The 12,813-nt window shown below is 36.7% G+C and carries 11 protein-coding genes and 3 pseudogenes; 5 read left to right on the top strand and 9 right to left on the bottom strand.

The annotated features are described in order from the left end of the window. Positions 1–55: 55 nt before the first annotated feature. The 3 genes and pseudogenes from HJG58_RS11805 to HJG58_RS11795 all read right to left on the bottom strand — a co-directional run bounded on the left by HJG58_RS11805 (position 56) and on the right by HJG58_RS11795 (position 1,555). A complete protein-coding gene (locus HJG58_RS11805) occupies positions 56–721 on the bottom strand; it encodes an RluA family pseudouridine synthase (RefSeq protein WP_086376389.1) in 666 nt (221 codons plus the stop codon). Positions 722–832: 111 nt separating this feature from the next. Then, positions 833–1,009 (bottom strand): annotated as a pseudogene (locus HJG58_RS11800) (DUF1003 domain-containing protein); the annotation flags it as partial. 42 nt (positions 1,010–1,051) lie between these two features. Beyond that, on the bottom strand, positions 1,052–1,555 hold the full coding sequence (locus tag HJG58_RS11795) for a DUF2867 domain-containing protein (RefSeq protein ID WP_170249023.1): 504 nt from the start codon (positions 1,553–1,555) through the stop codon (positions 1,052–1,054). 608 nt (positions 1,556–2,163) lie between these two features. On the opposite strand from HJG58_RS11795, the gene HJG58_RS11790 reads away from it, so the two are divergent. Next, a complete protein-coding gene (locus tag HJG58_RS11790; RefSeq protein WP_170249021.1) occupies positions 2,164–2,865 on the top strand; it encodes an SDR family NAD(P)-dependent oxidoreductase in 702 nt (233 codons plus the stop codon). A 137-nt stretch (positions 2,866–3,002) separates the two neighbouring features. Here the strand turns inward: HJG58_RS11790 and HJG58_RS11785 are convergent, their stop codons facing one another. Continuing rightward, positions 3,003–3,446, bottom strand: a complete 444-nt coding sequence (locus tag HJG58_RS11785; protein WP_069035894.1) for a hypothetical protein — start codon at positions 3,444–3,446, stop codon at positions 3,003–3,005. A 36-nt stretch (positions 3,447–3,482) separates the two neighbouring features. On the opposite strand from HJG58_RS11785, the pseudogene HJG58_RS11780 reads away from it, so the two are divergent. Continuing rightward, a pseudogene (locus HJG58_RS11780) lies at positions 3,483–3,823 on the top strand (SDR family NAD(P)-dependent oxidoreductase); the annotation flags it as partial. A 48-nt stretch (positions 3,824–3,871) separates the two neighbouring features. Here HJG58_RS11780 and HJG58_RS11775 read toward each other — a convergent pair. From HJG58_RS11775 to HJG58_RS11760, 4 genes are all read right to left on the bottom strand, one after another. Continuing rightward, on the bottom strand, positions 3,872–4,759 hold the full coding sequence (locus HJG58_RS11775; protein WP_170249020.1) for a hypothetical protein: 888 nt from the start codon (positions 4,757–4,759) through the stop codon (positions 3,872–3,874). A 210-nt stretch (positions 4,760–4,969) separates the two neighbouring features. Next, on the bottom strand, positions 4,970–5,401 hold the full coding sequence (locus HJG58_RS11770; protein WP_170249018.1) for a hypothetical protein: 432 nt from the start codon (positions 5,399–5,401) through the stop codon (positions 4,970–4,972). Then, positions 5,398–6,801 carry a hypothetical protein gene (locus HJG58_RS11765; RefSeq protein ID WP_170249016.1) on the bottom strand — a complete coding sequence of 468 codons (1,404 nt, stop codon included), beginning with the start codon at positions 6,799–6,801 and terminating at the stop codon, positions 5,398–5,400. Before HJG58_RS11765 ends, HJG58_RS11770 begins: the two co-directional genes overlap by 4 nt. Beyond that, entirely contained in the window at positions 6,798–9,596 is a 2,799-nt protein-coding gene (locus tag HJG58_RS11760; protein ID WP_170249013.1) for a type VI secretion system Vgr family protein, read from the bottom strand. Before HJG58_RS11760 ends, HJG58_RS11765 begins: the two co-directional genes overlap by 4 nt. A 261-nt stretch (positions 9,597–9,857) precedes the next feature. Between HJG58_RS11760 and HJG58_RS11755 the strand changes: the two genes are divergently transcribed. The 3 genes from HJG58_RS11755 (at position 9,858) to HJG58_RS11745 (ending at position 12,056) form a co-directional block, all read left to right on the top strand. After that, the gene (locus HJG58_RS11755) at positions 9,858–10,550 is read left to right on the top strand and encodes a tetratricopeptide repeat protein (RefSeq protein ID WP_170249011.1); all 693 of its coding nucleotides are present in this window, start codon (positions 9,858–9,860) and stop codon (positions 10,548–10,550) included. Positions 10,551–11,209: 659 nt separating this feature from the next. Beyond that, positions 11,210–11,494 carry a hypothetical protein gene (locus HJG58_RS11750; RefSeq protein ID WP_170249010.1) on the top strand — a complete coding sequence of 95 codons (285 nt, stop codon included), beginning with the start codon at positions 11,210–11,212 and terminating at the stop codon, positions 11,492–11,494. 220 nt (positions 11,495–11,714) lie between these two features. Beyond that, positions 11,715–12,056, top strand: a complete 342-nt coding sequence (locus HJG58_RS11745) for a hypothetical protein (RefSeq protein ID WP_170249008.1) — start codon at positions 11,715–11,717, stop codon at positions 12,054–12,056. Between the two features lie 256 nt (positions 12,057–12,312). Here HJG58_RS11745 and HJG58_RS11740 read toward each other — a convergent pair. Then, a pseudogene (locus tag HJG58_RS11740) lies at positions 12,313–12,811 on the bottom strand (GNAT family N-acetyltransferase). Positions 12,812–12,813: the final 2 nt, after the last annotated feature.

Genomic DNA, 12,813 nt, shown 5'->3' with positions numbered 1-12,813 from the left:
GGGTATATATTCAGTTCCCAATTGCATCAAATTAATTTTTTTAAGTATATAAATTTTAAAAAGGCACTTGTGACTCAATCACCACATCCGTTCCATTTAAGGGATGTTGGAAAGCCAAATATGCGGCATGTAAGGCCATGCGGTTTAAGTGAAAACGTTTAGGCTCAGGGTGATATAACTTGTCCCCCATAATCGGATGTCCTATATGCATCATGTGCACACGTAACTGATGCGAACGCCCTGTTACTGGTTCAAGTAACACTCGACTTTGATCTGTTGTTTCATCATAAACCAACGGTTGAAACAACGTTTTAGCATGTTTGCCTAGTTCAAAATGTACAATTTGTCTTGGGCGATTTTCCCAGTCGGTAATGAGTGGAACTTCAACGCTGCCCTCTTGTGCGACTTGGCCTTGTACCAAAGCAATATAATGTTTTTTGACTGTTCTGGCCTGAAACATTTTACTTACCGCAACTTCTGCATCGCGATGTTTGGCAAACATAAGTAGGCCCGAAGTCGCCATATCTAAACGATGCGTGACCTTTGCTAAAGGAAACTTTTCTAGCACCCGTAAATAAGCGCTGTCATGATGCTCAGGTAAACGCCCCATCACTGACAACAAGCCCGCAGGTTTATCAACCACAATCAAATCATCGTCTTCAAATAAAATTGAAAGCGGATCTTGTGGCGGAGCGTAAACAAAATTGTCGTTTAAAGGCATGGTCGTAGAAGCAGCAATGGAGCATGGCGGCAAATCATAAAGAAATTTCGAACCTACCGCAAAATAATCTATAACGCTCTACTCATGTTCCACGTGAAACTCAGAAAATCTTTATCGTTTTTTATTCATTTCAGCCAAAAGATCTAGCTGAATTTCTTGAATATGCGCAAGCCTTTCCCATTGAGGCGATAAAAGATGGTCCATTTTTTCATGCAAATGACGAATCTCAAGCTCAGCTTTTAAATTAATTTGATAATCATGTTGAGAACGTAAGCGGTCTTTGGCTTCTTAGCGGTTTTGGTTGATCGCATCGTAAATAAAAATAATATTCTAACCTAAAATCTGTAAAGTCGCTGGTACTATTTTTCGATGGGCAGGAATCACAGGCACCATATAAAGTCGTCCTAGCCAATTTTTAATATGTACCACTGTGGTTACGGTAAGCACTTTGGTCTTTTCATTCTTGTATATAGATAAATTCACATTTAGGTGCTTGTCATCGTCTCCAATCACTAATTCATTTTCTGTACGCTGCAACAAGGTAAAAATTCCAATCCGGTCACCTGCGACATACTCATTTTCTTTTTTATGAGTATCAATCTGCTTAAAACTTCCTAAATCTTTAAGCCCAATCTTTGAAGTAATTTTATTACGCATATTCATGCTCCACTCTACCCACTGCGGAGTGTGCTGGAACAGTTTAATAAGCTGCTCAAATACATTCAGGTCAGGTTGACCCAGCACAATGCTCCACGAGTCGTGGAAGTAAGCATTATTTAATTGAGATGAGATTTGACTATCGGTAGGTAAAGCAGAAAGATAAGGCTTATTCATAAATTATATTCTTGTAAAGTATCGTTTTTATTATAGAGAATTTTTTAGGGTGTCAAGGGAAAACATCTATGGTTTACTTCAACAATCATAACTTTGTAAGTTATAACCTTGTGCCTATAAACTTTTGATCTATAGCGTCCTAAGCCGAATCGAGACCTTTTGGGTGAGTACACACTAACGTTATACGTTTTGGTGCATGCTACTCTTTTCGATCCCTATCACACCCTTGAGATATAGTTTAGCCAGCACCCTGCGGGATTGTTTTTCTAAGAAAAGCGAATTTTTAATTTTTTTGGGAATTTTTACGTCATTAGATGAATTTAAAAGAATTTATTGCCATTTACCAATAATTAATTAAATTTAAATTCCACTTTATTTGTATTTTTCGGTTTATTTTACCAATAAAAATTTATAAGCTAAATTGGAAGTTCTTTCAACAGCCTATGTTTAGCCGAATAACTCATGTAAAGCTGACTCCCTAATCCTCGCTTTTAAGCATTTTTATTCTTTGGGTACTATTCTTAGAGATAGCTTTTGCGCTTGAATACATTACAAAAACATATTATAAATTATTTCTAACCAAATGATTGGTTTTTTGGAACTTTATAATGAACAACAATATTATAATTTTTGGTTATGGAACGGGTATTTCCCAAGCCGTAGCACATAAATTTGGTAAAGAAGGCTATAAAATCGGTTTAGTGGCACGAAACGCTCAAAAACTTGAAAAGGCTATTCTAGAACTTAAAGCACAAGGCATTGAAGCTTACGCTTTTGCATGTGATTTAGCTGTTCTTGAAGATATACCAAATCTTATTAAACGCATTAAAGATCAATTAGGAGAGATTAAAAATATTCATTGGAATGCTTTCCATGATATTGAAGGAAATATCTTAGAAGCCCCTCCACTAGAGCTTACCAAAAGCTTTCATATTCGTGTTTCGAGCTATATTGCGACGGTACAAGCTTGCTTAGGTGATTTAGAGAAGAACCACGGTAGTATTTTATCGACAAACGGAATTTTTGCTTTCGATGCAGTGGGTATCGATTTAGTTGCTAAAGAGTACTCATCCTTAGCAATTACTGCTGCCGCCCAATATAAAACCACCAACTTACTTGCTCATAGTCTAGCGGACTCAAATGTTTACGTGAGCCAAGTAATTGTGAATGGTTTCGTTGATGGGACTTCTGGAGCACAAGATAAGACCTACACGGTACATCCAGAAACCATTGCGGAGCAGTTCTGGTATTTACACCAGCATAAACAAGAAACTGTTTCCTTTTGTGGTGAAGCAATTCAAGCTGCTTAAAATTATTTCTTATGGCAGAAGAAGCGTAATAAATTACGCTTCTCTGATAAATAAATAAACCCGCTTTGGCGGGTTTATTTATTTCTAGTTCTCAACTTAATAAATTATAGATCAAATTTGGCACCAACAAATTGATTTTATTCAAAATTAGCATTCGTCAACTTTGCTTTATTTGATTGATAAGCATCATTTGAGTAATTTTTTCTTAATTCAATTCTGCATTCAGTATCAATTTTTGCTTTTTTAATATCGACTGAACAATCATCATTTTTACATATTTCGACATGTGCCATATATTTATATAATTGATTATTAATTTCTTCTGAATCTAAGTCTACCCCACCTCTTACCATAAGCTGATTTTCCAAACAATTTAGCTTAGAAATAGGAAATACATTTTTTTCAGAAATTTCTTTTAAAGAAGAAGAGCTTGTAACAAAACCTTGGTATGTTTTTTCTCCACTATACATAGATTGGAAATATTTAAATTTTCCAAAATTAATATCGGTAGATTGAGAATCTATGTTTTTAGAAGTACAACCAAATAATAAAAATATCCATATACATGATAAAAATTTCATTTTACTTGAACCTTTTTTAATTCGGCTTGCAATATTTGCTCTGGTGATTTAGAAAAGAATCATGGCAGTATTTTATCGACAAACGGAATTTTTGCTTTCGATGCAGTGGGCATCGATTTAGTTGCAAAAGAATATTCATCATTAGCAACTACGGCTGCCGCTCAATACAAAGCCACCAACTTACTTGCTCATAGTCTTGCTGACTCAAATGTTTATGTGAGCTAAGGATTGTAAATGGTTTTGTAGATGAAACACCTGAAGCTAAAGATAAAACTTATACGATCCATCCAGAAACGGTTGCGGAGCAGTTCTGGTACGTACATCAACATAAACAAGAAACTGTTTCTCTTTATGGAGAAGCCATTCAAGCTGCTTAAATTATTTTTTATGAGAGAAGAAGCGTAATCAATTACGCTTCTTACAGTTTATTTTACATAAGGCCAAATGTCTGGGTCTATATAGCTCTCATCTATATGATAACCCTCTTTTTTCATATTATTTTCTTCAGTTTTACGGGCTTTCTTATTATTGGCAACTTCAGTTTCAAATGCTTGCTTTAACTGCTCTGAATTCATCTTATCTGTATCAGATATAGCATTTCGCCCTGCATATTTAAAGTTCTCAAAGCTATACCTCACCATATACTGTTCTTTTTTATCATCTTGATAAGTTTGTTGAAGGCTAATACTTAATTCTGCATCACCATTGTATAAGTTAAATACGAGTCTATTCGTTTTCGATAAAATGTCCTGCCATTCTTTAAAACTTAATACATAAGTCGGATCGATAACCTTACCCATTGTTTCATTCATATGCTTAAAATTATCTTGCTTATCAATTCGAGCACTAAAAGGTAAAAAATATTGCTTCCATTGTTTGTCATTAATCTGATGTACTAATTTAGTATAAGCAGTATAGGCTTCTTGGCTCGTGGTATATTCATTTGGATGCAAGCTAGCATTAATGTCCATGATTTGAATACCATCATTGCTTCGTCGAGCTACTAGTGTACCTAGCACACTGATCACATTTTCTATTTCTAAATTACTCTTTTCACTAAATACACGTACTCGACCTAGTTTTGGTGGAGTCCAATCTAATGATAAAAAATTCATCCCTGCAGGCTGATGATCAACTGGTGTAGTACTATTCTTACTAAAATCCTGCATGCCTTGTTCACCAAAATGAAGGGCTATTACATCTTGATTTTGGTTCATCAACTTATTTCCTTGGGTAGTATTATTTGCGGGCTTACAAGAAGTTAAAAAGATGCATGTAATAATGCAGATAAATAAAGATAAATAGTTTTTCATAATAAGTTTCCAGCCTTGTCTAGCATCACACCTTCCCTTCATTACTACTTGAATGTATTTTAAAATCGGCTTTACTATTTCCCGATGAAGAAATAGTTTTCAATTCTTGTTGTAAAAATAGCCGACCTTTTTCATCAGGCATTAAACGGTGATATTTTTCAGCTGCTTTTCTGACCTTTTCTTTAAGTATTCAAATACCAAATATTTAATTTAAAAAAATTTTATCAAAATACATGCTATTATCATAAATATAGCCCAAAGTATTACTGATAAATATATTATGTATTGAATAAGAAAAAATTTAGGATATTGATTTAACATTTTATTGAGTTGAGACTTACTCATTGGATAATAAAATTCTTTTCCATAAAGTTTTTTAAAATTTATTTCTTTTTTTATATTTAATATTTCACGCCAAAAAACTATAGGCAAGACACTAATAAAAAAACAATTAAAAGGTTCTAATGGAAGCGTAAAGTGACTTTCATCGCCAAAAATAATTTTACAGATTCCTTTTAAATTATAAGATATATAAATATATTGCAACAAATAAAAAAAGAAAAATAGAAACAGAAATAAAAATGAAACAGCAGCATAGAAAAACTTATTATCTTCTATAATTAAATTAATAAAATTACTCATTTATTCACTCTATCATATATATATTCTGTAATTAGCCCTGCACCTTCACCTCCTGCCCAACCAACTCCTGCCGAAACTCCAGCAGCCACACCTAAAACAATCAAAGATGTACCTCCACTAGCAACAGTTAATACAATAAAAGCCCCAAGTGCACCACCAGCTAACCCTCCAGCAAGTTTAGAGGTTTCGACTACAGTTGTTTTAGTTTTTTCCTCAGGTTTTGCACTGGCAATAGCATCACCAGCATTATAAATATCTAGGGCTAAAAATAAGTATCCTCCACCTTTTATTACTTTACTCATTTTTCCTAATTCAGTCATTTTCTCGACATATTCTTTCATTCCACCTTTGTAAGTAGTCCCCCTAGCTAATGAAGATTGATTAATAATACGTCGCATATTATTGGTTTTAATAGACTGATCCCATTTAAAAACCCCTTTTGCATACACCTGATCTAGCTGTCTGTATAAATCTTTATATTTATTTCTAAACGCTTTAAAGTTCTTTGGATTAGCTAAACCTAAACCTTTTGCTCTTTCTTCAGCCATTTTTAGTGCTAATTCACCATGAATTTTATTCATTTTAGTCACTGTACCTTCATGGAATGCTAAAGTTGCATCAATTCCACCTTTAGCAATTGCTCCCCAAGCACTTTCACTATCATTAGCATCCTTATCAAATTTTTTAACCAGAGGGTGATCGTTGTTTTCAAAGATATTTTTATTTGTTAGTTGAGTTCGGTTGTCCGCCATAGCATCATAAAGAAACTCATAATTTTGAGCAAAAAATTGCTCATCAAAATTTTTGTCCCTTTTCATTTCATCTAATTTCTTTTGGGCCTCTTGTGCTTCCTTTTTATATTTTTGCAATTCTTTAGCTGTTGTAGAGTTTGATAAAATAATAACTTGCCCAGGAGTTAAGATACGAATAGGCGCCATATTTTTAATATGCGGATTATTTGCACGAAGAACATCCCAATCAGATGCTGACAACGGTTTTTTATATACACGTTTCGACCAATCAGCCATCGTTTCAGTTTTTTTAATCAGATACCAAGCCACTTCTCCATCATTGAGATAGATTTCTTTAATATTTTCTTTAACTTTCTTTGTAATTTCAGTCGTTGTTTTAATCGTATAAATACTATGTGTTTTCCTATCTGGGTATGCTTTTACAGAAACTTTCTGCAAAAGTTCTCCACGTAGATAAATTTCATAAATTAAAGTGGTGTTTAAATTATTAATTTGAGTCCAACTTGTTAAACCCTGCTCATTAAAACGACCATCGAAAACTATTTTTGTCTTATTACCATTGGTCGTTACAACAAATTTATAAGTTAAATCTTTTAACTTTAATGGAGCTTGAACATTAAGCTTTAAACGACTGAAATATGCACTCATTCCTCTGTCCCAGCCTCTTCTTCATCTGCCTGTTCAATTTCATTCATCATGACTCTTGTAGTAATGTTCTGTGAAGCTGATGTTGTTTTTAGCTTCATAAATCCATCTTTATCTGTTATTCCTCTATGAACATTTCCCTCTTCATCCAAGAAGATATAAGGCTTTCCAGACATTACCTGATTTTCTTTATTCTTGACTAAATACTGAAGCACAAAAGGATTATCAGTTTCAGGTAATTGCGGCAATGAACTATTCACACTCCCGCCTCCCATAAACAAATGCTGCCCAGCCTTCACCTCAAACTTACCACCTGTGGTCATAAAAATACCTGAACCGGTAATTTTGACTTGAGAGCCGCCTGCGGTGAGTACAATTTCTTTGGCTGCAGTCGCTTCAATTTTGTCTTCAGTCGAAATCACCTGCACAGCTTTACGGGCAATTAAATCTGCTCCGTCACCTTGAGCCTGTATCTCAACTTTGCCTTTACCTGCATAGAGTCTTGCCCCTTCTTGAGCCGCAAAAAGGCTAATTTTATTTTGAGCATGTGCAATCAAGTTCTTTTGTGTAGACAGATTAATGCTGTCTCCAGCAGTTTGGTTGAGCTGCCCATCTGCGCTGAGGTGAATATCTTCATTACTGCTCAGCGCGACGCTATTTGGGCTCGCCAGCAGCATAATCGCTTCTTTAAACGTTTTAGCTTTTGCGTTGTCTTGCTGCTCAAGTTTTTCAATAAAAGATTTTAAGTTTTCTAAATTTTCTAACGGGTCAGTTTGCTGATTTTTAGCAACTTCACTGAGTGCCTTGGCATTGTTGAGACCACCTTCGATTTGTTGTTTAGCCTCAGCTGCGTCTAAGTGTACACCTTGAGCTTGATCCTGTTTGTGGGTACTAACGAGTAAACCACTGCCAGCTCGCACCGCTCCCCACTGGTCTGTTCTAAGTTCAAAACCTTCACCTCGTCCATCACTTTCTGCCTTGTCTTTTGGATGGCTTAAGTTACCTAAGTTTAATTGGCTGGCTGCATGGCTACTTTGTAGCTGGGCACTGATTTGTCCCGTGGTGTCATCAAAGCGTAGCTGGTTAAAGCCTTTACCATCGACTTCTTCGGAGCGGATGCCGCTGAGTTTTTTAGTGTCAGGTAGCTGGCCTTTCTGGTCAAACTGAGTTGGGTGGCGTTCGGCTTCATGAATACGGCCCACCACAAACGGGCGGTCAATATTGCCGTCAAAGAAGTCGATGACCACGATCTCACCCACACGTGGTAAGAAGCGTGCGCCATAACCTGCGCCCGCCCAAGGGGTGAGTACATCGACCCAAGCCGAGTCAGTGTCATTGTCGTTACTTCCTACTCCACCGTCATGGCTATGATCATCTGTTCTGGTAAACAAGAAACGGACTTTAATGCGTCCCCATTGATCGACATGAATGCTTTCGCCCTCTAATCCCACCACTTTAGCACGCTGTGGGTAAGCTGCTGGTCGGTGTTCTAACGGGCTATATTCAGGGACAGCTTTAATATTGCGACGAACCACGTTCAGCTCAGCAAAGTGGCGCTGCTCAGGGTTTTGGTTGTCGAGTTCGGCTGCCTTGAGCTTGTCTTTTGGTAATAGTCGCTCAAGTTGCTGTTGTAATTCTTTCGGTAAATTATTTTGGTTATAGTAGTGCTTGCTTAAGATTAAGAATTCTTTATCAGCACTGTCGTGTCGTTCAAGTTCAGGGTGGTCATTCAGCTCAAACCAGTAACCGACCTGTGCATCACGGACGTTACCTGAAACGGTAAACTGTTTCGAACTCAGGTGATGGTAAGCATTCATGTGCTGGTTAAGCTGTTCAATCTGGCTATTACCTGAAGCTGTGGCTTGGTCTTCACCGTTTAAGTCCTGCATCCAAGCGGGGCTAACGTGCCATGCATCTTCAAGATTCAAGCTCGCATTGTCATAGTGTTCGCTGTGCTTTTGCGTGCCTTGTACACTGCCACTGCCTTCTTCTTGTTGCAAAGCATCGGCTTGCCAACGTTGCACATGTACCGAAGTTGGTTGTAAGCGGCGCTCTGCCTTGACTTGGGTAATGGTATCAAACTGTTCTGTGGCACTGCTGCGTTGGTAACGTAGGCTACGGCGTTCAAGCGCCTGATAGTTTTGGTTATCATCAATTAAACGTAACACTTGTGGCTGAATGGAAGCATTCGGGTCAGCGACCAAAAGTTGCGATTCATCGACTAACCAGTTAATGCCTTCGCTACGCCACAAACGGGTTAAAAAGTCATAATCGCTTTCGTTTGACTGCATCACAAATGGACGCACATCGTAGTCTTTCGTTAAGCCTGCCGTGTCGAGCGTTAAGCTTGAGGCAAATAACGGGCTTTTACCTTGCCATTCTTTAAATAAAATTTCGCTAATGTCCCGCACGCTTTTGTTCATAAACACGCGGCTATTACGGCGTTTATGCCAGAGTGCAGTTGGGTCTTTTAAGGTGAGGTTATAAATGGTGAGTGAGCCGTCACTTTGACCTTGGCTTGCTTCTGTAATAATGCCCGTGGTTCTAAAGAATTGGCCTGTATCTGTCACCTGATCGACAGCAACCTGACAGCCAATAAATTGTTTTAATGCAATATGTGCGTTTGTCGACAGACACAGTAATTCAGCAACGCTACCTTGGTTGAGCGTATGCTCGCCCTCAATACGTTGTAAGAAGACTTGCTGATTTAAAGACTGATTTGAGAATTGGATATGAACAGCGCGATTTTGTGAAACAAGGCCTAAACGCTCCAATATACTCGACACACTCATCTGCATTTTTATTATCAATCAAACTTATATTTAGGCCGCATTTTAATTAAAAAAAGACTAATCTGTCTATCTATACTCATTTTCAAAATGTAACTAGTCTAAATATGCAGTTTTAGGTTAATTTCTTATTAAATAGGTATTTAAACCGTAAAATCAGATCATTTTAAAGCACTATAAATCAGCCAAATATATTTAATATTTTTCTTTTATATTCAAATAGATATTAAAGAAATCAACTACTCAAATTAATAAAATTCAGGATGGGATATGAAAATAAAAAAGTCTGCTTTTTATATATTTACGATGATTTTCTCTATTCATTCTTCAGCATTTGCTGAACCGAGCGTGGCCGATATTCAATATCGTGCAGAACAAGGGCAATCCGTTGCTCAATATCATTTAGGGATGATGCTTTTAAGTGGCGAACAAGGCGTTGTTAAAAACTATGAACAAGCGTTTAAATGGCTAACTGTGGCTGATCAAAATGGAAGTATGGGGGCAAAATATAGTTTAGGGATGATGTATTACACAGGCACGGGCGTCGAAAAAGATGCCAAGCGCGCTTTTGATTATTTTACTAAGGCTGCGGCCAAGGACCATGCGAAAGCGCAATATAACTTAGGGGTGCTATATGACAGAGGTGAAGGAACCGCGCAAGATTATGGAAAGGCGTTTGAGTGGTTCAGTCGTGCTGCCAAGCAAGGCTACCCACCCGCAGAATATAATTTAGCTCATCTATATAAAAAAGGTCACGGCGTCTCACAAAGCAATGAGCAGGCACTTAAATGGTACACCAAAGCGGCTGAGCACAATGAAAGTGATGCTCAGTACAACTTGGCCCAGATGTATTTAAATGGTGAAGGCACGCCGAAAAACCCACAACTGGCAAAGAAATGGTTTCAGCAAGCTGCCGATGCAGGCGATGTAGATGCTAAAGAAATGCTTAAAAGTTTAGAATAGGCAGCCACCCCTATAATAGTTCTATTTATAAGATACTAAACCCTATTATTAATAAGATTATTTTATTATTTATTTTTTCTAATTAAATTTAAATATTAATTCTATTATTTTAAAAACAAATTTAGTTTTATTATTAAATCAAAAATATTTTAAATATTAAATTGACGTAATTAAAATCACCGATTATTATCTCGTTGCTGGCCTACATTGCCAGTCGGTTTTGACAGACCGCTGATCCACCACGGATTATAGTTCTGCTATAATTCGCTGGACCCTTGCGTCCCCCTTCTTTGCGGTAGGACGGTTGGGGGACGCCCCGTGCGTGCTGGTTCTATGGATCCCAGTCTGTCAACCCCTTTCCGTTCTACCACCATAAATTAATTCGCGGTAATCTGGTAGTAGGACTCCATAAATTATAAGGAGTTGACCATGATATTTTTCAAACTTATTCCCTCTCCTGCTTAATCATTTTATTTATTTGAAATTTAGGTTTTCTATTGTCTATTTTTTAAATTTATAAATTACTTTTATTTTAAAAATTTAATTATTTTATTTTCCTATATACATGGGAGGGTTAATTATTACCTAAAAATTATTTTAAACTTCAAACTAATTATATTTTTATTCTACACATAGATATAAATCATTATGAGAATAATATGACAATTTATAAACCTATTTTGGCTTTAAGTTTCGTTCTAGGTAGTTTGGGTATTTCGGGTTGTAACCTACACACTCAGCAGGAGTTTGAAAAAATTTGCCTGTCAGGTAGACACACCAAAACCAGTTGCGAATGTATTTACCAGCGACTTGAGCAAGCTTACTCACCTAAGCTGATGCAGCGCCTAGAACATGTCAGTTTGCAAAGTCCTGTTCTCCCACGGGACTTTGCCCCTACTTTCTTTAGCGTCATGCAGCGGTGTGACAAAAGTAGTATGGGCTAAGCGTTTGGCTTAGCTCTTTATCTCTGTGCCGCAATAGTTTATTACTTTAAATCAGCGCAAAAGATTAAGGTCTGTTGCGGCGCAGAGGCCTAAAGAAGAATATTTTTAAGAAATTTGAATTCTTATAGTTTAGATATTTCTATACTCAGCTCGTTTTTAACGATAAAGTCATGTTTAATAAGTAGTATTTCTCATCACTAATATCATAGAGCTAATAAAAATGAGTTTTTATACAGAACTACAAGTCCGTTATACAGATTTTGACACGATTGATTTATCTACTGAAAAGCAGAATATCCTAGAAATATTAACGGAGGATTCAATCCACGAAGATGTTTATGGTGATTTAGTACATGCCTTTTCTAATGGTCAGGCAGGCCTTAATGTCGATCCAGTTTATTGCTTACAACTCATAGAAAAAATTACCGCTCTATTTCCAAATGCAAATTTTGAATGCCGAGGATTAGGAGAAGAGTATTTCTATACATGGATCCTCTGTGTTGAAAATGGCCAGATTATTTTTAGCAGCAAGCCTTGGGAAACTGAAAATCCGTTTATATAAGGATAACCATACCCATTTTTGTACGCTTTAGCCTACAAACTTTTAGGGATTTTGCGGATTGGCGACACCCTGCTTTTTTCCTAATATGAACTCATACAGGAACAGGATGTTCCGGAACATAAAACAACAATAATAGGTTCAAGCACCAGGAGCGTGAGATACGACAGGAGTCATATCTAGCAACCAAATACGAAAAAGCTCGACAGGATGTCGGGCTTTTTTTATTGCCATTTAAAAATAATCTAAAAGAAAATTCTTATACTGTTTTATTCACAACATACCTTTGAACTACTTGGTTGAGAGTAATTTCGGAATCAAGACGACCATTGTTTGCTTGAATAGTTTTTGCAGAAGCTAAATTAGATTTATAACAATGTATATGTAACTCCGTTAGGCCTAACTTCCATGCCTCCAGAATTGTAAGCTCTAACAATTTCGAGCCAAAATTCTGTCCGCGTTTAGAAGGACGAATACCTAAACCAATATGCCCACCGCAATATTCAATCTGTTCATTGAGTTTAAGTCGCAAGTTAGACGCGCCAATAATTTCATTACCTTCTACTAACCAATATGTAATGTTGGGAACATGCCCTTCTTCTAGGGATTTCCCTTTTTCATAATCTCTCAGTTTATTCAAAAATGATTCAAAATTTGTATGGTCAAACTCCATTGTCAAAGGGGTAACGTTCTTCATCAGCTAATTCATTAATATAGTTGTTATAGCTCTCTTTAAACCTTAAATGAGGTTTTACCAACA

It is taken from the genome of Acinetobacter geminorum, from assembly GCF_013009345.1.
Taxonomy (GTDB): Bacteria; Pseudomonadota; Gammaproteobacteria; order Pseudomonadales; family Moraxellaceae; genus Acinetobacter; species Acinetobacter geminorum.
Note: the sequence above shows the minus strand (reverse complement) of the source record. Positions and strands in the feature narration are given on the sequence as shown.

Excerpts from the sequence above, each read along its gene's own strand:
- HJG58_RS11755 (WP_170249011.1), top strand. The coding sequence starts at position 9,858 with ATGAAAATAAAAAAGTCTGCTTTTTATATATTTACGATGATTTTCTCT.
- HJG58_RS11745 (WP_170249008.1), top strand. The coding sequence starts at position 11,715 with ATGAGTTTTTATACAGAACTACAAGTCCGTTATACAGATTTTGACACG.
- HJG58_RS11790 (WP_170249021.1), top strand. The coding sequence starts at position 2,164 with ATGAACAACAATATTATAATTTTTGGTTATGGAACGGGTATTTCCCAA.
- HJG58_RS11795 (WP_170249023.1), bottom strand. The coding sequence starts at position 1,555 with ATGAATAAGCCTTATCTTTCTGCTTTACCTACCGATAGTCAAATCTCA.
- HJG58_RS11775 (WP_170249020.1), bottom strand. The coding sequence starts at position 4,759 with ATGAAAAACTATTTATCTTTATTTATCTGCATTATTACATGCATCTTT.
- HJG58_RS11770 (WP_170249018.1), bottom strand. The coding sequence starts at position 5,401 with ATGAGTAATTTTATTAATTTAATTATAGAAGATAATAAGTTTTTCTAT.
- HJG58_RS11785 (WP_069035894.1), bottom strand. The coding sequence starts at position 3,446 with ATGAAATTTTTATCATGTATATGGATATTTTTATTATTTGGTTGTACT.
- HJG58_RS11765 (WP_170249016.1), bottom strand. The coding sequence starts at position 6,801 with ATGAGTGCATATTTCAGTCGTTTAAAGCTTAATGTTCAAGCTCCATTA.
- HJG58_RS11805 (WP_086376389.1), bottom strand. The coding sequence starts at position 721 with ATGCCTTTAAACGACAATTTTGTTTACGCTCCGCCACAAGATCCGCTT.
- HJG58_RS11760 (WP_170249013.1), bottom strand. The coding sequence starts at position 9,596 with ATGCAGATGAGTGTGTCGAGTATATTGGAGCGTTTAGGCCTTGTTTCA.
- HJG58_RS11750 (WP_170249010.1), top strand. The coding sequence starts at position 11,210 with ATGACAATTTATAAACCTATTTTGGCTTTAAGTTTCGTTCTAGGTAGT.